Origin of the sequence: Marinobacter sp. NFXS9, from assembly GCF_040148665.1 — a bacterium.
GTDB lineage: Bacteria > Pseudomonadota > Gammaproteobacteria > Pseudomonadales > Oleiphilaceae > Marinobacter_A > Marinobacter_A mangrovi.
Map to the genome: position 1 here is coordinate 205,179 of NZ_JAGDDW010000003.1, position 18,866 is coordinate 224,044.

Annotated in this window: 18 protein-coding genes; 8 read left to right on the forward strand and 10 right to left on the reverse strand. The window is 61.8% G+C overall.

Annotation, left to right across the window (positions count from 1 at the left end; genetic code table 11):
• The first annotated feature begins 7 nt into the window (after positions 1-7).
• From J3364_RS06910 to J3364_RS06920, 3 genes are all read left to right on the forward strand, one after another.
• A complete protein-coding gene (locus tag J3364_RS06910) occupies positions 8-1,042 on the forward strand; it encodes an imelysin family protein (RefSeq protein ID WP_349557636.1) in 1,035 nt (344 codons plus the stop codon).
• A gap of 3 nt (positions 1,043-1,045) precedes the next feature.
• A complete protein-coding gene (locus J3364_RS06915; RefSeq protein ID WP_349557637.1) occupies positions 1,046-2,149 on the forward strand; it encodes a DUF1513 domain-containing protein in 1,104 nt (367 codons plus the stop codon).
• Between the two features lie 84 nt (positions 2,150-2,233).
• Entirely contained in the window at positions 2,234-3,541 is a 1,308-nt protein-coding gene (locus J3364_RS06920) for an MFS transporter (protein WP_349557638.1), read from the forward strand.
• Between the two features lie 87 nt (positions 3,542-3,628).
• Here the strand turns inward: J3364_RS06920 and J3364_RS06925 are convergent, their stop codons facing one another.
• Positions 3,629-5,116, reverse strand: coding sequence for a thrombospondin type 3 repeat-containing protein (locus J3364_RS06925; protein ID WP_502882483.1), 1,488 nt, complete (start codon positions 5,114-5,116; stop codon positions 3,629-3,631).
• A gap of 2 nt (positions 5,117-5,118) precedes the next feature.
• Positions 5,119-6,207 (reverse strand): OmpA family protein, encoded by a 1,089-nt coding sequence (locus J3364_RS06940; RefSeq protein ID WP_502882484.1) that lies wholly within the window; start codon positions 6,205-6,207, stop codon positions 5,119-5,121.
• Between the two features lie 729 nt (positions 6,208-6,936).
• Here J3364_RS06940 and J3364_RS06945 point away from each other — a divergent pair.
• A complete protein-coding gene (locus tag J3364_RS06945) occupies positions 6,937-7,257 on the forward strand; it encodes a DUF6316 family protein (protein WP_349557640.1) in 321 nt (106 codons plus the stop codon).
• Between the two features lie 40 nt (positions 7,258-7,297).
• Here the strand turns inward: J3364_RS06945 and J3364_RS06950 are convergent, their stop codons facing one another.
• The gene (locus J3364_RS06950) at positions 7,298-7,585 is read right to left on the reverse strand and encodes a DUF4870 family protein (protein ID WP_349557641.1); all 288 of its coding nucleotides are present in this window, start codon (positions 7,583-7,585) and stop codon (positions 7,298-7,300) included.
• A 122-nt stretch (positions 7,586-7,707) separates the two neighbouring features.
• Positions 7,708-8,340 (reverse strand): LysE/ArgO family amino acid transporter, encoded by a 633-nt coding sequence (locus tag J3364_RS06955; RefSeq protein ID WP_349557642.1) that lies wholly within the window; start codon positions 8,338-8,340, stop codon positions 7,708-7,710.
• 88 nt (positions 8,341-8,428) lie between these two features.
• On the opposite strand from J3364_RS06955, the gene J3364_RS06960 reads away from it, so the two are divergent.
• A complete protein-coding gene (locus J3364_RS06960) occupies positions 8,429-9,337 on the forward strand; it encodes a LysR family transcriptional regulator ArgP (protein ID WP_349557643.1) in 909 nt (302 codons plus the stop codon).
• Here J3364_RS06960 and J3364_RS06965 read toward each other — a convergent pair.
• The 5 genes from J3364_RS06965 to J3364_RS06985 all read right to left on the reverse strand — a co-directional run bounded on the left by J3364_RS06965 (position 9,334) and on the right by J3364_RS06985 (position 14,380).
• On the reverse strand, positions 9,334-10,965 hold the full coding sequence (locus J3364_RS06965) for a methyl-accepting chemotaxis protein (protein WP_349557644.1): 1,632 nt from the start codon (positions 10,963-10,965) through the stop codon (positions 9,334-9,336). The two genes, J3364_RS06960 and J3364_RS06965, sit on opposite strands and share 4 nt — an antisense overlap.
• A 108-nt stretch (positions 10,966-11,073) precedes the next feature.
• Positions 11,074-11,598: a hypothetical protein gene (locus tag J3364_RS06970; RefSeq protein WP_349557645.1), complete on the reverse strand. Its 525-nt coding sequence runs from the start codon at positions 11,596-11,598 to the stop codon at positions 11,074-11,076.
• Positions 11,599-11,668: 70 nt separating this feature from the next.
• Positions 11,669-11,986, reverse strand: a complete 318-nt coding sequence (locus tag J3364_RS06975) for a hypothetical protein (protein WP_123632734.1) — start codon at positions 11,984-11,986, stop codon at positions 11,669-11,671.
• 217 nt (positions 11,987-12,203) lie between these two features.
• Positions 12,204-12,446 carry a hypothetical protein gene (locus J3364_RS06980; protein WP_123632735.1) on the reverse strand — a complete coding sequence of 81 codons (243 nt, stop codon included), beginning with the start codon at positions 12,444-12,446 and terminating at the stop codon, positions 12,204-12,206.
• Between the two features lie 128 nt (positions 12,447-12,574).
• A complete protein-coding gene (locus tag J3364_RS06985) occupies positions 12,575-14,380 on the reverse strand; it encodes an acyl-CoA dehydrogenase (RefSeq protein ID WP_349557646.1) in 1,806 nt (601 codons plus the stop codon).
• Positions 14,381-14,505: 125 nt separating this feature from the next.
• On the opposite strand from J3364_RS06985, the gene J3364_RS06990 reads away from it, so the two are divergent.
• A complete protein-coding gene (locus J3364_RS06990) occupies positions 14,506-15,480 on the forward strand; it encodes a GlxA family transcriptional regulator (protein WP_349557647.1) in 975 nt (324 codons plus the stop codon).
• On the opposite strand, the gene J3364_RS06995 is transcribed toward J3364_RS06990, so the two are convergent.
• Positions 15,463-16,377, reverse strand: coding sequence for a LysR substrate-binding domain-containing protein (locus tag J3364_RS06995; protein WP_349557648.1), 915 nt, complete (start codon positions 16,375-16,377; stop codon positions 15,463-15,465). The genes J3364_RS06990 and J3364_RS06995 overlap by 18 nt on opposite strands.
• A gap of 102 nt (positions 16,378-16,479) precedes the next feature.
• Here J3364_RS06995 and J3364_RS07000 point away from each other — a divergent pair, with 102 nt between their 5' ends.
• Positions 16,480-17,544, forward strand: a complete 1,065-nt coding sequence (locus tag J3364_RS07000; RefSeq protein ID WP_349557649.1) for a YeiH family protein — start codon at positions 16,480-16,482, stop codon at positions 17,542-17,544.
• A 180-nt stretch (positions 17,545-17,724) separates the two neighbouring features.
• A complete protein-coding gene (locus J3364_RS07005) occupies positions 17,725-18,828 on the forward strand; it encodes an ion channel (RefSeq protein ID WP_349557650.1) in 1,104 nt (367 codons plus the stop codon).
• Positions 18,829-18,866 lie beyond the last annotated feature (38 nt).

Below are 18,866 nucleotides of genomic sequence, written 5' to 3' on the forward strand. Positions count from 1 at the left end.
CTGGTTCATGCTTTCCCTGACCCGTTCCGTACGCTATCTGATTCCATTCGCCCTGGGCCTGGCTACCGCTACGGCCTCGGCGGCCACCACGCCCCGCCAGCAATGGAACACGGATATCGGCCAGGGTTACCAGCAACTGGCCAGCTCGGCGCACGTCCTGGAACAGACCGCTACCCATTACTGTGACAGCCCGTCGGCGGATACCCGGCAGCAGCTGGAAGCCGCCTGGAAAGCCGCTTTCCTCGACTGGCAGGCGGTCCGCTTTGTTGATTTCGGCCCCATCGAGCAAAACAGCCGTGCCTGGCAACTGCAGTTCTGGCCTGACCATAAAAATCTCGTCGCCCGCAAGGTGAGCTATGCCCTGAAGCAGGACAAACCGGTGGATGCCGCGTTCGTCGATCAGGCTGGCGTTGCGCTGCAGGGCTTCCCGGCGATCGAATACCTGCTGTACGACGCCGATATGCAGCAAGGAGAGCGGGCCCTGCCGGCCGCCGACACCTGCCATCTGCTTGATACCATCAGCACCCATCTGGCAGGAACGGCGGATGCACTCGCCAGCGACTGGCAGGCCTTCGGCGACTACTACGTGTCGATGGACGAATACACCGAGAAAACCGTCGCCGCCGCCATCAATGGCCTGGAGATCCTGCAGGACAAGCGCCTCGCCGCACCCATGGGCGTGCGCCCGCCGCACAAGCGCAATAAATACCTCGGAGACGCCTGGCGCAGCGAAAATTCCGTCGCCGCCATGCGCGCTTCCATTGCCGGTTTCAAGCAATACATGGTGCCCGGGCTGACCCAGCTCCTGAACGACGCGGGCCATCCGGAACTGGCGGACAAGCTGGTGGAACAGACCGACAGCGCCCTGGCCAAGGCCAACGACCTGCCGGATGCCATGGCCCCGTTCCTGAAAACCGATGAGGGGTACCGCAAGCTGCAATCGCTGTTTATCGACGTGATCCAGCTGGAACAGGTGGTCGAGGACCGGATCGCCCCGGCGCTGGGCATCACTCGCGGTTTCAACTCCAGCGACGGCGACTGAGTCATGCTGAACCGACGCCAGTTCCTCCAAGCCAGCCTGGCCACCCTGGTCGCAGGGAGCCTGAGCAGCCGACTCGCCGTTGCCGGCCCGGAACAGGGGCCGCTCATTCTCAGCGCGGTAGACGACGAAGCGGGCCATCATCGAATTGCAGGGGTCGACCTGAAGGGCCAGACGCATTTCCAGCTGCCCGTCGGGGATCGCTGTCACGGCGGTTGTGCACGCCCCGGCACGCTGCAGGCCATCCTCTTTGCCCGCCGTCCCGGTCGCCACTTCTACGTGGTGGATACCCGGCGGGGCGAGATCGCCCACACCATCGCGGCGGGCGACGGCTATCACTTCTACGGGCACGGCACCTTCAGTCACGACAGCCGCTACCTGTACGTCACCGTGAACCAGTACGACACCGGGGAAGGCATCGTCCGGGTGTACGATGCCGAGCGGAATTACGCTGCCGTCCGGGACATGCCGGTGGGCGGCATCGGCCCCCATGAACTGCTGCTCCACCCGGATGGCAACACCCTGGTCGTGGCCCTGGGCGGCATCAAGACGCACCCGGACTACGACCGCATCAAGCTCAACCCGGACACCATGGAACCGGCCCTGCTGCTGATGGATCGCCACTCCGGCGACGTCCGCCAACGGTTCAAGCCGTCGCATCATCAACTGAGCTGCCGGCACCTGGGCATCAGCCCCGAGGGGATTGTGATCGCCGGCTATCAATACCAGGGCCCCACCTGGGAATCCCGGCCGCTGATTGCCCGCTACGATTCCAACACCGACACCTACAGCGAAATCGCGCTGCCCAAGTCACTGCAACGCAGCCTGCACAACTATGTGGCGAGCGTGGCAGTCAGCCCGGTCAGCCCGCTCAGCCTGGTGACGGCGCCCCGGGGGGACCGGGTCGTGGTGATCAACCATCAAACCAGCGAGCGGGTCGGTGATCACGAAGTGCCGGATGTGGCCGGTGCGCTGGCGCTGCCAGACGGCGGGTTCGTCGTGTCCTCCGGCAACGGCTCACTTCACCGCATCGCGGCAGACGGCCAATCCGCCCGATCCTTTGCGGATCTCGACATCCACTGGGACAACCACCTCACCTTCTACGGCTGAACGCCCCGGGAAGGACGCCGACCTGTCGGGTGAGCCGGGTGGCTGCTATGATTCCGTTCCTTTGAACCGGGAACGGAGTCGATCTTGGCCGAATTGCAGCGAGATACCACCGAAAAGCTCTACAGCCTGATTGCCAACGAAGAGGATGCCCGCGTCTGCAAGGACATCTCGGACGATGCCTGCCGTGAGGTGCCCCGCAATTTCTTCCTGATCCTGGGCAGCCTGGTGCTGACCAAACTGGGGGATCTGCTGATTAGCCCCAAGACGGTTCTCGCCTGGCTCCTGGGGGCCGTCGGCGCATCGGGACTGGTGGCCTGGCTGGTGCCGATCCGGGAATCCGGCTCGCTGATCCCGCAGATGGTGATTGGCGCCTGGGTACGGCGCCGGCCGGTGCGCAAGTGGTTCTGGGTGGGCGGCAGTCTGGGCCAGGCTCTCAGCGTCGCGGGCATGGCCGCCAGCGTTGCCTTTCTGGATGACACCCTGGCCGGACTGGGCGTGGTGGGTTGCCTGATTCTGTTTTCCCTGGCCCGGGGGTTCTGCTCCGTCGCCATGAAGGATGTCCAGGGCAAATGCATCCCAAAAACCCGCCGCGGCCGACTGGGCGGTCTGGCCACGACCATCGGCGGTTCGGCCACGGTCGCCCTGACCGTCGCGCTGTTCTGGAACCAGTCGGATCCGAGCATCATCTTCTATGTCACCCTGCTGGTGCTGGCAGCTGTGCTCTGGGTCGTTGCCAGCGTGCTGTTTGCAGGCGTGGACGAGGAACCGGGCGAAACCAGTGGCGGTGGCCATGCATTGAAGGAAGCGTTCCGCAGTTTGTCACTGTTGCGTGACGATGCGCCATTCCGGCATTTCGTCATCACCCGCGCCCTGCTGCTGTGTTCGGCCCTGGCATCGCCCTACTTTGTGTTGCTGGCCCAAAAGCAGGGCAACAACGGCTGGCTGCTGGGCGGGTTCCTGCTGGCCAGTAGCCTGGCCAGCTCGGTGAGCGCCACGGTCTGGGGCTGGATGGCGGACAAGTCCAGTCGTCAGGTGATGATCCGGGGAGCCGCCCTGGCCAGCGGAGTCTGTCTGGTGATCGGGTTCTGGAACCTGCTGTCCGACGGCGATCTGCGCAGTGCCTGGTTCTATCCCCTAGCCTTCTTTATCCTCAGTATCGCCCATGCCGGCGTGCGGCTGGGCCGCAAGACCTACCTGGTGGACATGGCCGGCGGCAACAAGCGCACCGACTATACCTCGGTGAGCAATACCGTGATCGGCCTCCTGCTGCTGGTCACCGGCGGGATCAGCGCACTGGCATCACTGATTTCACCCACCGCGGTGATTGTCTTGCTGGGGTTGATGGGGTTGGCGGGGACCGTCAGCGCTGTGCGCTTGCGGGAAGTGGAGTAGACAGCCCCCACAAAAAAGGGCCGGCGCAGGGCCGGCCCAATGGCGCGTCACATCATGGATAACACGACTCGCGGCGTGATTTCCCGACTACTTTGAAACCTCCGTGCGGCTGGCGCAGACGCTGAAAACATTGAATTCGTCCAGAGCGGACAACAGGCCAAAGCCGCCATTAATCACTTCCACCTCGTTGAAAGGCTTTGAGGTCTGGAAGACCAGGAAGCCCTGTCCGTTGCCGCCCAGCGTGCCGGAAACGCCCAGCAGATCCAGGTCAACCCCCAGGTCGCCGTTGGAGCTCTCCTGCACCTGGCCATCCAGCAGTGTGCGAACGATCAGCGAGCTGTTCGCCAGCAGGTCCAGCTGCACCAGTTGCGCGCTCTCGGCAATGGAAACACCCAGCACGTTCTGCCCCGGGTAGACGAAGCCGGAATTGTCCGATACCCGCAACACGGCTTCAGACAGGCCCAACAGGTTGGTGTTGTAGACCGTGGCCGAATTACCCAGATCGCTGTCGATCACGTAATCCGCGTTGTTGACGCCGCAGGTCGAACCACCCAACAGGCCGCCCAGCAGGCACCCGGAATCGTCCGCGGAAGCGGTGACGTCGTTTTCCGCCAACAGCGGCGAGAACGGTTCGCCGGAAATGGCACAGGCGTAATCGGCGTTGTCGATCAGGTCGCAGGCGTCGCCGATCCCGTCACCGTCCGTGTCGGCCTGGTCCGCGTTCGGCACCAGCGGGCAGTTGTCGTTAGGCTGACCCAGCGCGTTCTCGTCGTTGATGCCGTCGCCGTCGGTATCGTCGTCGCAGGCGTCGCCAATGCCGTCGCCGTCCAGATCCGCCTGGTCAGGATTGGCGATGGCCGGGCAGTTGTCGGCATCGTCCGGCAAGCCGTCCTCGTCGGTGTCGTCCTGACAGGCATCGCCCACGCCATCGCCGTCGCTATCTGTCTGGTCCGCATTGCTCACCAGGGGGCAGTTGTCGGCGTCGTTATTGAAGCCGTCACCGTCGTCGTCGTTGTCACAGGCGTTGCCGATGCCATCGTCATCAAAGTCAGCCTGGCTGGCATTGGCGATCAGCGGACAGTTGTCCGGACCGTTCTTGACGCCATCGCCGTCCTGGTCCTCGTCACAGGCATCGCCCTTTGAGTCCCGGTCTGCGTTCTCCTGATCCGGGTTGGCAATCGCCGGGCAGTTATCCAGCACGTCCTCGATGCCATCACCGTCGCCGTCGTCGTTGTTGTCGCAGGCATCGCCGATGCCGTCGTTGTCCGCGTCCGCCTGTCCGGCATTGGAAACCAGCGGGCAGTTGTCGGCGGCATCATTCAGCCCGTCGTTGTCGGAATCCACATCGCAGGCGTCGCCGATGCCATCGCCGTCGGCGTCGGACTGTAGCGGGTTGAAGATCGTCGGGCAGTTGTCGTCATCATCGGCGATACCGTCCCCGTCGCCCGGGTTCTGTTCGACAACACCGCCCACGGCGGAGTTGGAATCACCGCTGCTGCTGTCGGAGTTACACCCCACCAGCATCAGCAGACTGAACAAACACGTGATGAGCAATCCTACGTTTCCGTATTTCATGGTTACATCTCCCTGTCGCTCTGCTGAGTTCCGGAAATCACATTGAACTCGACCCGGCGGTTGCGCTCGCGGCCTTCCTCGGTGTCGTTCGACATCAGTGGTCGTGATTCGCCATACCCTTTGGCCGTCACCTGGTCGGCCTGGACGCCCTGGTCGATCAGGTAGTCCCGGACGGCCTCGGCGCGGTTCTGGGACAGCGACTGGTTGTAGGCGGCAGCACCCACGTTATCGGTGTGGCCCGCCAACTCGACGCGCAGGTCCGGCTGTCCTTTGAGGGCGCCGGCAGCGCGCTGGAGGATGTCCCGGGCATTGGCGGTCAATCGGTCGGAGTTGAATTCGAAGGTTACGCCCTTGAGCACGACGGTCTGGGTCTGGCCGGAGTCCACACAACCCACGGCATTCACATCGAGACCGCTCAGGGTGTTCGGACACTGGTCGACACCATCGACAACGCCGTCACCATCCGAATCCGCCAGTTCTTTTACCCGGGTCTTTTCCACCACCACGGTTTTCTCGACAACGCGCTCGCGGACGGCGCCAATGGGAATGGTGATCCCCAGTGACAGGTGAATATCCTGGAAGTCGTCATCGTAGGTGTCGTACAGGTAGCGGGCGTCTGCCCTTACCCGCAGTCCGCTATCGGTGAAGGCCGGGCTGAGCACTCCCACCCCGACATTGGCGAACCCACCAAACTCACTGGCGGAGTTGCCATCCACGTCGTTACGGGAAAGACCACCGCCGGCAAAGACAAACGGATCCAGATCGCTGTCGGTCAGGAAGCGGTAGGACACGTCCGCTCCCAAACCCTGCTGATAGGCATCGACACCCACCTCGTCGCCGGTCTCGATCACGTTGGCGAACAGATGCGGCTCGAGCCAGAGCTGTTTGTCCAACTGGAAACCATAGGTCGCACGCACCCCCGAGCCGTACTCGTCGGTCCGGTCGTCATCGGCGATGACATAGACACCCTGGATGGAAAATTCCTGACGATGGCCATCGTCAGAGGACGCCGGTGCAGCCAACAAGGCGCCACCGGGCAACAGAGAACACAACACGCTACATGCAAGTACTTCAGTTATTCGACGTCTCATCGGCTCATCCCTTTTGTTGTCGGGTGCCCCTCACTGACCAAACCCGGTCGTGAGAGCACGTTTCTGAGAGTCCGTTCCGCCGACCGCTTGTGGCGGTGGCCGAAAGCCGTTGCCTGTCTTCTTGTGGAAGAGGCAACTGCTGGCCTCTTCGTGTTCACGGGTGCGGCCCCGGTGAGAGCGGTTATCCGTGAGCACTTGTTGTGCAAAATAGTGAACGTCTGCACGGATTCGCCATGACACATGTGACCACCTGCGCCGGCATCAAAGTCAGGTTCGGTGTGCAGGAATGTCTAATTGCCTGACAAAATGTAACTTTTTGGTACAAAATTACCAAAAACTTAAAACGTAAAATATTGTCAAATTTTTCGGATCGCTGGATTAAATCTGGAAAACCCGTCCAAAAACCGCTAAATGATTGACTCTATTCGCTATCATTGCGATCAAGCCGTCGCTTTGGGTGCGTATTCAGGGAGATAAAAGCGGGGAGAAATGTAACCGGTGGGTTCGAACGGACGTACCCGGCAACGTTGAATTGTAAATTGACCGAGAAAAATGTGACGTTTGTCACACCTGCCAATTCATAAAACACGACGTTGTTGATGATAGGTAGGGCGCCTGCCATCTCAGGGAAGCGATCCGCGAATCAGCGACGTCCCTGACAGGAAGGATCGGTGATGTAGCCGGACGGCCCCCTCCGACATCAGGTGCCCGGGAATAAGACGATAACAAATGGATCAGCAAAGCGAGGTCGGCATGTCGGTTAACGAACAGGTTCTTACCCCCCTGCGCAGCGAACGTTTCCTGCACACGCTCCTCGGCTGGTATGTCCGCACTCGGGAGAATATCGATCTGGGCCCGTTCACCAACCGGGACGATGCATCCGCGGCTTTAAACCGCCATATCCGACAATTCCAGGGCGTCCTGCGACGCGAGCATGGCACCCAGCGTCACGGCATGGACATCCATGACCCCGAAAGCTGCGACAAGCAGAACTGTGCGATTTGCATGGAGGCTCACATCCTGTCCCAGACCCTGCAGATCGGAGCCTAGGTGCTCCGATCGCGCGCTGAGCAACCATCGGTAAGATGCGTCAGGGCGCCTTGCCGTCGTTGAGCGCCAAAGCCCCCTTGACGATGCGGTAGATCACCCAGATAGGAATCACCAGCAGGATGAACCAGCCTATTATGATCGGCAGGGTGATCGCGCCGATCAGCATACCTGCCAAGCCGATCCAGAACGTCTTGATCTGCCAGCGGAAGTGCGGCTCCACCCAGGTCTGTGTGACATCATCCATTTTCACGTAGTTGATGATGACGCCCACCAGGCCGCTGATGCCGCCCACGAAAAACGACAGGGCCTGGAGGATATAGACGGTCACGGCCAAATTCCGGCCAGAGTCGCCCCGACGTGCGACAGGGTCGGCGTCGGCGGGTCGGAAATCGGAGTCGGTCACGTTCGATACCTCTGGGTTCCGGTTTTCCCGCAGTATAGAGGAATCCGTCAGACAGTTGACCCCGTCGCCGGCAGTTCGATGCCGTTGAAAATCAGGTGCAGCGCGATGGCGAGCATCATCAGCGAAATCACACTGTCGATCACCCGCCAGGCCATCGGCCGGGCCAGCACGGGCGCCAAAGCCGAGCCGCCCCATGCCAGCAGTGCAAACCACAGAATCGAGGCACTGGAGGCGCCCGCCACAAAGCCTACCGGTTCCGGTTGCTGGGCGCCCACTGAAGGAATCAGCAGCAGCGTATCCAGATAGACCTGCGGGTTCAGCAGGGTCACCGCCAGCGTGGTCATCAACACCGCGCCGAGACTCCGGCGCCGGGTTTCCTCAGCGGTCAGTCCGCCACGCCCCTGCACCGCCCGGACAAATGCGGTGAACGACAGCCACAGCAGGAAGGCCACGCCCGCCCAGCGCATGACATCCAGCGCCGACGGAAAGGCGATCAGCGCCGCACTGACGCCCAGCATGCCGAGGGTGAACAACGCCACATCCGACCCCATGCAAAGGGCTGCCGCCGACCAGTGATGCTCACGTCGGAACGCCTGCCCCAACAAATAGGCATTCTGGGCACCGATGGCGATGATGATGCCGCCGCATACGACGAGGCCGGTGAGGTAGCTCTGTAACATGGCACATTCTCCTTGAGTTGCAGAGCAAGGCTAATCGAATGCCGCTATACTAAAAAATCATATTGCTAATACTGCATCATTTTTACTTATGCTCGACTACAAACTTCTGGAAGCACTGATTACCGTGGTTGAAACCGGCGGTTTTGAACGGGCCGGCATTGCCCTGGGACTGTCCCAATCGGCGGTGTCCCAGCGCATCAAGCTGCTCGAATCCCGTCTGGGACAGCCGGTACTGACCCGCCACCCGCACCTGCAGGCCACGCCCGCCGGCCGGCGCTTGCTCAACCATGCCCAGCAGGTGCAGTTACTCGAACGCGACCTGCGTCGCCAGATTCCGGAACTGTCGGAGGATCGCACCCGCCTGCGCATTGCCCTGAACGCCGACAGCCTGGCCACCTGGTGGGGAGAGGCCGTCGGCGCCTTCTGCCAGGAGGAGGGGCTGCTGCTCGATATGGTGGTGGAAGACCAGGATGTGGGCTTGCGCCGAATGCGCGAGGGGGATGTGGCCGCCTGTTTGTGCAGCAGCGACCAGCCGGTGGCCGGCGGGCGCTGCATTGCGCTGGGCGATGTGCCCTATCGAGCCTGGGCCAGAGACGACTACGTCCGCCGCTACTTCCCGGACGGCCTCACTGCCGCCGCTTTCAAGGAAGCGCCGGCCATCGTCTTCGGCCCCCACGATCAATTGCAGCACCGCTTCCTGGCCGAGTGCGGCTATCACGGCCGCTTCCCCTATCACCTGTGCCCGTCTTCGGAAGGCTTTATTCGCCTCGCCATGGCCGGCATGGGCTACGGGATGATCCCCGACAACATGATGAGCAACCACGACACGACGCTGAAAGTCCCGGAAGGCGCGCTGGTGGACCTCTCACCCGGCACGACCGTGACGGTGCCCCTCTACTGGCATTACTGGCGCCACGGCGGAGATTTCATGGAGCGCCTGACCCGTCGCATCGAGATGGCCGCGCAGCGCCTGCTGCAGCCAGGTCATCCCCGTTAGTGCTGTTCGCGAGGCCGGTAGCCCAACCGGAAACCGCCCCAGTGGCGCCCCTTGACGTAGATGGGGACGGAGAGATCGTGCATGATCTCTCCGGTATCGCGTCGGTAGGTTTGCAGCAGCATGTCCTGGGTGTGACTGCCGCACCGGGCGCCGGTCCGGTCGTTGAACAGGCGTTTGCTGCGGCTCTTCACCAGATCGACGCTGGGTTTTCCGGTCGGTTCGTGGGCGAAGTCACGGTTATGCGTGGGTACATAACCATCCGGCGCCGTAGCGATGGCAAACACCAGCGATTCATGAGCCTGCTTGACCGGCTCTTGAATGGCGTGAAGGTGACGATCGGTAAAGCGATCGAACCCGCAGTGGTATTTCTGGGGATCGGTGTTGGGGATAGGCTCCCGCCGGCTGTCGAATAACTGGGATTCGGTCAGCGAACCGTCTTTCAGAGCCTGCTCGAACAACTCGCCAATACGATCAGCCCCTTCGCGGGCTTTCTCGTAGAATTGGCGGTGGTAGCTCTCGTCACTGTTCAGGGCAAACGCGGCGTTGGCGTTCTCGGCGATGTCCATCAGGCGTGACGCCTGCTGCGCCAGCCCCTGCACGGCCGTATCGCTTTCTGTCATTTCGTCCCGCAGCGTTTCGATAGCCTGGAACATCTGCTGCAGGCTTTCTTCGTTATGCTGGTCGCCTTCGGCAATACTGGCCACCTGCTGTTCTACCTGCTCGGTCTGGGCGCGGATTTCATTCAGACGTTCGCCAACGTTCTCCACCGACTCCAGTCCATTTTCGATGCTTTGCGCCAGGTTCTCGATCTGTTGCACGATCAAACCGGTGTCGACACGGATGGCCTGCAGAGTCTCGGCCACCTCATCTGTGGCCTGTGACGTGCGACCGGCCAGCTGACGGACTTCATCTGCCACCACGGCGAAGCCGCGGCCCTGATCGCCGGCCCGGGCCGCTTCTATGGCAGCGTTCAGGGCGAGGAGGTTGGTCTGCTCGGCGATCCCCTGAATCACGCTGGTCACGCCCTGGATCTTTTCCGATTTGTCATTCAGTTCCTGGATCTGGCGCAGGGTCTCGGCGGACTGCTCGTGCACCCGACGCACCTCGTCGATGGCGCCGGACAACGCCTCCCGCCCACGGGCGCTCAGGTCACTGACCTGGCGGGACATGCTCGCGGCCTGGGAGGCCTGCTCGGCGGATTGCTTGACGGTGGCGGTGATCTGGCCGGCGTAATCCGCCATCTGGCCGGTTTCCTCCACCTGACGGTCGAGGCGGGCCTTCAGATGGTCGGCGGCAAAGGACACTTCCGCCGCGGAGATGGCATTGGCATCCGCACCGGCGGTCAACGAACGAATCAGCTCACCGCCACTCCCGCGCCCCATCAGCGAGGGGCAAAGCCGCGCAACCGGATTTTGCGGCGCCGGTGTTTCGCCGGCTTCCAGACGAGCCAGGCCCTGTTCCAGCGGGTCCAGCACCCGCACCACGATGATCAGCGTAGCGACCGACAATCCCAGGATCAGGCCGATCAGCAACGCCGTCAGATCCAGTCCTGTGAAATAGCCGGCAAGCGCCAGCAAAACAACAGCGAGCAGTGCGAGAACCACCGCCGGACGACCAATCAGTTTCATGGAACCCCAGCCTCTGAATACAGCGAATCGCTCTCAGATTGCGATCCAGTTTATTGTTCTTGACGTTGCTCCAAGCCTACCAACACGGCACAGGAGGTCACTTGTACTTTAGTTGTTTTTTGCAGGGACCGGTGCAACAGATTGTATCCCGGCCAGGAACAGGCTGACGCGCGCGGCGATTTCGTCGTCGCTCATGAAGTCCAGGTCAATGCTGTTGAGATTGGGAGAGCGGCCGGTGCGAAGCACCTCGTCTCCGCTGTAGAGCACCAGGGTCAGGCGCCCGGATTCGACGGTGTCCATAACCGGTATGATGGCATCGGTGCGATCGATGCGAATCCCCACCCGCAAGTCCGGCACTTTGTCGGCCGGTCGATATCCCAGCGCCTGCATCTGTCGCAGGACCTCACTTTCGACACGATCCAGCAGACGACTGCGGCCGGGAGCCGGTCGGGTTTCGGTTGCAAACGTCCGTGCCGTTTCGGGGACCGGTTGGGCGCCCTTATCCAGAGCCATGGGGGGTAAAGGTTGGAGGGAACAGCCCGCCAGCGCAGTCAGGACGAGCGCCAGCAGGATTCCTGGCAGACGATCGGTTGTGACTGATCGTCTGCGCAAAACAACCGGGATGGTCGCCATGGTGCATCTCCTTTTGGCATTGCTGCCATCAAAGCACCGGGGAGACCATCCCGCAAGCGACACGGCCGGATCAGTTGCTCATGGCATCCTTGGTGTCGTCGTAGCCTTCTTCAGCAGCGTCCGCGGTGTCTTCAGCCGCGTTTTCAACGGCTTCACCGGCTTCCTCAGCACCTTCCTTGGTGTTTTCCCACGCACTGTCGCTCTGGCCAGTCGCGTCTTCATAGGTTTCTTCCATGGAATCGCCGGCATCGTCCATCATATCGCCAGCGTTATCGGCGGCCTGTTCTGCGGATTCCTGCATGTTCTCAGCGGCCGAATCATCATCACTGCAACCGGCCAGTGTCAGGCCCATGATGACGGCAAACGTACCTGCGATCAGCTTCTTCATATTGCTTTCCCTCAGCAAAAATTTGGATTCCAAACGATCGTTTGACTGCCCGTGCAGTGTAGGGGCCAGCGGCACGTCAGCACAATAAACGGACGATTACGCTTTTTTTAACTATGACAAAACGTTAGGAAAGATATGACGCCCCGATCGGCCGTTACGGAGACCGTCGGAGAACGCCGAAAGGCGCCCGAAAATTCAAGAGGGAAGCGCCGCGGTTTCAGACGCCGTTGGCGGGGCGTCCATCCACAAGGAGCAGGTGATCAAGCCGGATCATCTGACCGCGCTCAAGCACCAGGAACTCTTCTCCCGCCCGGGTAAAGACGTCCCGGATACGGTCATGGAACGTTTGTATCTGCCCGGCTTCATCCCGGAACACAATCTCGACCAGACGACGCAGGGTGGCCGCCTCAAGCAAGGCATCGTGGAAGGCACAATCGATCGGTTTGTAGGCATGGCTCATGGAGCATTCTCATCCAGACCAGGACTCGGGGAACATGCTGAAAGATGTCCAAATGGACACCTTTCAGTCTGGTTCAGGATGGCACTTTTAGCCAACCGGGCGGTCGGCGGCTCGGGATCACCCGATGCTCAGAACCATTCCCCGCGCATTTCCAGGCAGGTATCGTCGCGATTCTGCAGCAGCACGATGTCCTGGGCGACGGTCGGCAACTCCCAGTGGAAGAAGTACTGGGCCGCCTGCAGCTTCCCTTCCAGGAAGTTGCGGTCCGCTTCGGTGATGCCGGGTTCTGCCAGACGGGCTTCCGCCACGTTGGCCTGGCGCAGCCACATCCAGGCCACGGAGATATGGCCAAACAGGTGCAGGTAACAGGACGCGTTGGCCAGCACACGATCCGGGCTTTCCTTTTGCAGGGCCGCGCCCAGATCCTGGGTCACTTTCACCGCCCGCTGCAGAGTCTCGCTCAGCGACAGCGCCCACTGCTGGCAGCGCGAGGTGGTGGCCGCTTCCAGGTCCACCTGAAGACGCTGCATCATCAGCTGCAGTCCGTGGCTTCGATCCTGCCAGATCTTGCGGCCAAGCAGATCCAGCGCCTGGATGCCGTTGGTGCCCTCATGGATCGGGTTGAGACGGTTATCCCGCCAGCACTGCTCGACCGGGTACTCCCGGGTGTAGCCGGCGCCGCCGTAGACCTGGATCGCCAGATCATTGGCCTTGGGCCCGTATTCCGACGGCCAGGCCTTCATAACCGGGGTCAGCAGGTCGAGCAACTTGCCGGCTTCCTCGCGAGCCGTGGCATCCGGGTGGGAGTTCTGGTCATCCACCAGGCGCGCGCCATACAGGCACAGTGCCAGCCCACCCTCGACATAGGCTTTCTGGGCCAGCAGCATGCGGCGCACGTCGGCGTGTTCGATGATCGGCACCGGCGGTTTGGTGGGATCGGGATCGGACGGTTTGCGGCCCTGCAGCCGATCCTTCGCGTACTCCAGGCTGTGCAGGTAACCACGATAGCCAATCACCGCCGCCCCAAAGCCCACACCCAGCCGGGCTTCGTTCATCATCTGGAACATGTACTTCAGGCCCTGGTGCGCCTCGCCCACCAGATAGCCGTGACAGGGCGCATCGTCGCCAAAGCTCAGCGCGGTGGACGTGGTCCCGCGATAACCCAGCTTGTGAATCAGACCCGCCAGCGCCACGCCGTTGCGACCGGTCACGTCACCCTGATCGTCGGTCAGGAATTTGGGCACGATGAACAGCGAGATGCCCTTGACGCCCGGAGGCGCGCCCTTGATCTTGGCGAGCACCAGGTGAACGATGTTGTCGCTGATGGACTGCTCACCGCCGGAGATGTATATCTTGGCGCCCTTGATCAGGTAGTGGCCGTCGTCGGTCGGGGATGCGGTGGTGCGGATATCGCTCAGGGACGATCCGGCATGAGGCTCGGTCAGGGCCATGGTGCCGGTGTAGCGGCCATCCAGCATCGGCGGCAGGTATTTCGCCTTCTGTTCCTCCGAGCCAAACACCTTGATCAGGTTGGCGGCGGCGGTGGTCAGGAAGGGGTAACCCGCGGTGCCCGGGTTGGCGGCCGTAAAGAAGCCGTTGCAGGCGGCCATCACCGACTCCGGCAGCTGCATCCCGCCCAGGTCATAATCGAAACGTCCGGCAATGAAGCCGGCTTCGGCGTAGGCCTTAAACGCCTCTTTCACTTCCGGCAACATCTCCACCTGCCCGTTCACGAACCGGGGCTCTTCCTTGTCCGCCTGGCTGTTGTGCGGCGCGAACTTTTCCCGGGCCATGCGATCGGCGGTTTCGATGACCGCGTCAAAGGTCTCGCGGGAATGCTCATTGAACCGTTCCCGCTCACTCAGGGACGCCGTATCCATCACGTCGTACAGCAGGAAGTCCAGATCGCGTCGGTTAATCAGCGTATCGGTCATGGTGGTTGTTGCCTTTGTTGGGAAATAGCGCAAAGGGTGTCACACCCCGGCATTGGTGAAAACCGTCATTTCTGACACAATCTTGGCGAAAATCGCCAATCCTATCCGAGAGCGACTCAAGCCACATGCAGCGTGTCTCCATCGTCGGTTTTCCCGGCGCCCTTGCCAGCACCATCACCGGCATGATCGACCTGTTCCAACTGGCCGGCGTCACCTGGGCGCGGATTCAGGGCGAACGTCCGGAACGCCGTTTTGAAGTCCGCCTGCTGACCGGGGACGGCGGTCCCTGCCAGTGCCTGAACGGTATCGCGCTGCTTGCACACGGCAGCCTGGCCGATGCCGACCCGGGGGATCTGATCCTGGTGCCGACCATTGGTGGGCCGATCGAGGAGACGCTGGAACAGGCAGGCCCCCTGCTAGACTGGCTGCGACAGCAGGCCGATCAGGGCAAGTCGATTGCCAGCAACTGTACCGGCGCCTTCCTGCTGGCCGAAGCGGGTCTGCTGGATGGGCGTAAGGCCACCACTCACTGGGGATTCAGCCCGCTGTTCCGGCAACGCTACCCCAACGTGGATTGCGTGCCGGAACAGCTGGTCACGGTGGATGGCCCGATTGCCTGTGCCGGGGGCGGAACCGCCTGGTGGGATCTGGGCATCCTGCTGATCGAGCGTTATGCCGGCGCACAGGTTGCCCGCGAACTGGCCAAGGCGTTTGTGGTGGACGCAGGCCGACGCAGCCAGGCGCCGTATGCGGCTCTGCAGACCCGGCGTTATCATCAGGACGACACCATCCTGGCGTTACAGGACTGGCTCGATGGCCGTTTTACCCATCCGCTGAGCATGGAGGATATGGCGCATCAGTCTGGACTGAGCACCCGCTCGCTGCTGCGCCGGTTCAAGGCGGCGACCGGCGAAACACCCCATCGCTATTTACAGCTGTTACGAGTCGAATCCGCCCGCCACTTGCTGGAAACCACCGCACGCTCGGTGGAGCAAATTACCCAGGCGGTGGGCTATGAGGACGTCAGTTCCTTTTCCCGGCTGTTCAAGGACAGCACCGGGCTGTCCCCCAATGCGTACCGGTCACGACTCGGCCGTTGAGCCTTCCAGGAAATCCACGAAACGTCCCGCAGCGGGCGATAGGCGACGGTCCCGGTGGAACAATTGATACAGGGGCCGAGACAGGGCCGGCATCGCCGGCGGCTCGATCAACGTGACGCGACCGAGCTCCAGGAGGTCGGCGGCCACGACCCGTGGCACAATCGCCAAACCAGCGCCACAGGCGACCGACCGGGCAATCGCTTCGTTGCTGCCGGCTTCCATCAGGGACGCCGGAGCGATCTTCAGATCCGCCATCAGCTGCCGGGTTACCTCCCGGGTTCCGGATCCGGGTTCACGCAGGACCCAGCGTTCGCCGTTCAACGCGTCCAACGACGATCCGGACAGGCTCTGCGCCCAATCCGGCGGCCCGATAATGATCAGGGCATCCTGCTGCCAGTGACGACTCTCCAGGCGTTCGTCGGCGACGGCGCCCTCCACCAGGGCCACATCCACTTCGCAGTCAATCAGCCAGCGACTGACCGATTCCGTATTGCCCGCCCGCACTTCGATGGCGATGTCCGGCCAGGCATCGGCAAACAGCGCCAGGTAAGGACCCAGCCAGTAGCCGGCAATCGTCGTGCTGGCCCCCACCACCAGCGCGCCCTTGCGCAGGCCAACCCGGGCGTGGATATCGTCGATGGCCGCTTTCTCCAGGGCAAAAATGCCCCGGGCATGCTCGAACAGCACCTCGCCGATCGGCGTCAGCTTCACCCGCGATTTTGCGCCGCCCTGGCGTTGTGCACGCTCAACCAAAGCCACATCCAGCTGATGCTCCAGTTCGCGCACGCCCTTGGACACGGCCGGCTGACTGATGTGCAGCGCCTCCGCCGCTCGCGAAAAACTGCCCTCGCGGGCCACGTTGAAGAAGATGCGTAGCAGGTGCAGATTCATGGCCATAACCTGAAGTTATTCCAGAATGAAAACTATATATTCGTTTTATTTATAAGCAAACCCTACCGTGTCCTTCACATCGAGACCACTTCGGAGGACACGGCCATGATGGGTCGATTGACACACGCCCTGCTGACGACACCCCACAACCCCCTGCCCCGGCTTCGCCATCGCGAGTTCCGACTGGGCGTGATCCTGGTTCTGGCGGTGGCTGTGATCAGCCTGCGGCTGGCTCATAATCCCTGGGTGGCGGCCCATGGTCTCAGCCCGCTGACTATCGGGGTCGTCCTCGGGATTGTCCTGGGCAACACCGTCTTTCCCCGCATTGCCCACGAAACCGCGGCCGGCGTGGACTTTTCCAAGAATAGTCTGCTCAGGCTCGGGATTATCCTCTATGGCTTCCGCATCACGTTTCAGGCGATTGCCGCCGTGGGCTGGAGCGGGGTTTTGACCGACGTGGCGACGCTGACGCTCACGTTCATGCTGGCCCTGTTTCTGGGACGTCGCTTACTGGGACTGGATCGGGAAACCGCTGTCCTGATCGGCGCCGGCAGCTCGATCTGCGGGGCCGCGGCCATTATGGCGGCCGAACCGGTGGTCCGCGCCCAGTCGCACAAGGTCTCGGTGGCTGTGGCAACGGTCGTCGTCTTCGGAACACTGGGAATGTTCCTCTACCCGGCGATCTACCCCTGGCTGGGCCTGTCCGAGCACGCGTACGGCCTTTATGTGGGTTCCACCGTCCATGAAGTGGCGCAGGTGGTCGCGGCAGGCAACGCCATCAGCCCGGCCGCCGGCAATACCGCGGTGATCGAAAAGATGTTGCGGGTGATGATGCTGGCGCCGTTCCTGTTGTTGCTGGGCCAGTGGTTGCGGCGGCACCAGCAACACGGTGATCAAACCAGAGCCGGTCTGGGCATTCCCTGGTTTGCGGTCATTTTCCTGGCCGTCAGCGCTCTCAACTCAATCCACGTGGTGCCGGCAGAGCTCGTCAATGGTTTGATTGCGCTGGATACGGTACTGCTGACCATGGCCATGACCGCTCTGGGACTGCGCACCCACATCGGGGCGGTGCGTCAGGCGGGGGTACGGCCGCTGTTATTGGGCGGTCTGCTGTTTGGCTTTCTGGTGGTCGCAGGGTACGGCATGAATCTGGCCATTTCCGCCCTGTCATAAGGGCCACACAAGCCCGGAACCTTCCGGCTTGTGTGGCGCCCGCCCGCAAGAATGGGTAGTATGCGTCGCGATCGCCTTAATCCAGTCAGGGTGTTGTCGGCCAGCCACGCCGGCCCCACATCCGGACTTTCTTGCGTGCAGTGACAGGAGTTCCCGGCTCAGGAAGGGCCAGCACCGCTTATGTTTTTACGTCTGTTCCAGCGAAGACGCGTTTACACCCGCTTCACCCGTCGCCTCCAGAATGACATGCGGACACGGTTATTACGTGCGGCCGGATGGCTGGCGCTCCTGTCCGGCCTGCATGTCCTGGCGATGCTCTATTTCGAGCAACTCACCATCGGCGATGCCCTCTGGCTGACCGTTACCACACTGACGACCGTCGGCTATGGCGACCTTTCGGCGTCTACTGCCATGGGGCGCCTTTGCACCACACTCCTGCTGTACATCGCGGGCATTACACTGCTGGCGGAGCTGGCGAGCGACTACATCGATTTTCGAATCAAACGAAAAGATCACATGATCAAAGGCTTGTGGAGGTGGGACATGTCCGATCACATTCTTATCATCAACAGTCCAAAGGCCAACGCGGCACTGTACTTTGAACGGCTGGTGGGCCAGATCCGGGCCGCGGACGGTTTTTCTGAAGCGCCGGTGCAGCTACTGACCGATGCTTTCCCGAACGGACTGCCCACGCAACTGAGGGAGATGGGCGTTGTCCATTACCACGGCAGCCCTTCCGAACAACAGGCACTGGCCGCAACAACGCCCGCTGCCGCCAAAGCGATCATCGTGCTGGCGGGCGATGAATACAAGCGCGCTTCGGATAGCATCACGCTGGACGTCCTGTTGCAGCTTTCCGAAATGTGCGAGGGCCACCCGCCCTACACTGTGGCCGAGTGTGTCCAGGAGCGGAATCGGCCCCGCCTCGAACGGGCCGGCGCCAACACCACCATCCGTCCGGTGCGGGCCTATCCCGAAATTCTGGTCCGTTCCATCGTCGCCCCCGGCGCCGAGAAAATCCTGGAGAACCTGTTTACCCACCAGGACGACCACACGCTCCGCTTTGACATCCCTCTGAGCGACGCAACCTGGTCAACGAGCGTCTGCCGGCTGATGGAAAAAGGACTCGGAACGCTGCTGGCGTACGTGGACGATCTCGGACACGTGCAATGCCACCCGGCCGCCGATCACCGGTTTGATGCCTGCGCCCTCATCATGATGGTGCATGAGGATCGCATTCCCACTGAGTACGATGTTCGCGAAGCACTCGGCGCGACCGACTGAGCCAATACGCTGCCACAGGATCCAATCATCAGGAGCCC

Coding starts and splice junctions, on each gene's coding strand:
- J3364_RS06990 (WP_349557647.1), top strand. CDS start 14,506: ATGCAGCGTGTCTCCATCGTCGGTTTTCCCGGCGCCCTTGCCAGCACC.
- J3364_RS06975 (WP_123632734.1), bottom strand. CDS start 11,986: ATGAAGAAGCTGATCGCAGGTACGTTTGCCGTCATCATGGGCCTGACA.
- J3364_RS06925 (WP_502882483.1), bottom strand. CDS start 5,116: ATGAAATACGGAAACGTAGGATTGCTCATCACGTGTTTGTTCAGTCTG.
- J3364_RS06995 (WP_349557648.1), bottom strand. CDS start 16,377: ATGGCCATGAATCTGCACCTGCTACGCATCTTCTTCAACGTGGCCCGC.
- J3364_RS06945 (WP_349557640.1), top strand. CDS start 6,937: ATGGATCAGCAAAGCGAGGTCGGCATGTCGGTTAACGAACAGGTTCTT.
- J3364_RS07000 (WP_349557649.1), top strand. CDS start 16,480: ATGGGTCGATTGACACACGCCCTGCTGACGACACCCCACAACCCCCTG.
- J3364_RS06970 (WP_349557645.1), bottom strand. CDS start 11,598: ATGGCGACCATCCCGGTTGTTTTGCGCAGACGATCAGTCACAACCGAT.
- J3364_RS06960 (WP_349557643.1), top strand. CDS start 8,429: ATGCTCGACTACAAACTTCTGGAAGCACTGATTACCGTGGTTGAAACC.
- J3364_RS06915 (WP_349557637.1), top strand. CDS start 1,046: ATGCTGAACCGACGCCAGTTCCTCCAAGCCAGCCTGGCCACCCTGGTC.
- J3364_RS06985 (WP_349557646.1), bottom strand. CDS start 14,380: ATGACCGATACGCTGATTAACCGACGCGATCTGGACTTCCTGCTGTAC.
- J3364_RS06910 (WP_349557636.1), top strand. CDS start 8: ATGCTTTCCCTGACCCGTTCCGTACGCTATCTGATTCCATTCGCCCTG.
- J3364_RS06965 (WP_349557644.1), bottom strand. CDS start 10,965: ATGAAACTGATTGGTCGTCCGGCGGTGGTTCTCGCACTGCTCGCTGTT.
- J3364_RS06955 (WP_349557642.1), bottom strand. CDS start 8,340: ATGTTACAGAGCTACCTCACCGGCCTCGTCGTATGCGGCGGCATCATC.
- J3364_RS06980 (WP_123632735.1), bottom strand. CDS start 12,446: ATGAGCCATGCCTACAAACCGATCGATTGTGCCTTCCACGATGCCTTG.
- J3364_RS06940 (WP_502882484.1), bottom strand. CDS start 6,207: ATGAGACGTCGAATAACTGAAGTACTTGCATGTAGCGTGTTGTGTTCT.
- J3364_RS07005 (WP_349557650.1), top strand. CDS start 17,725: ATGTTTTTACGTCTGTTCCAGCGAAGACGCGTTTACACCCGCTTCACC.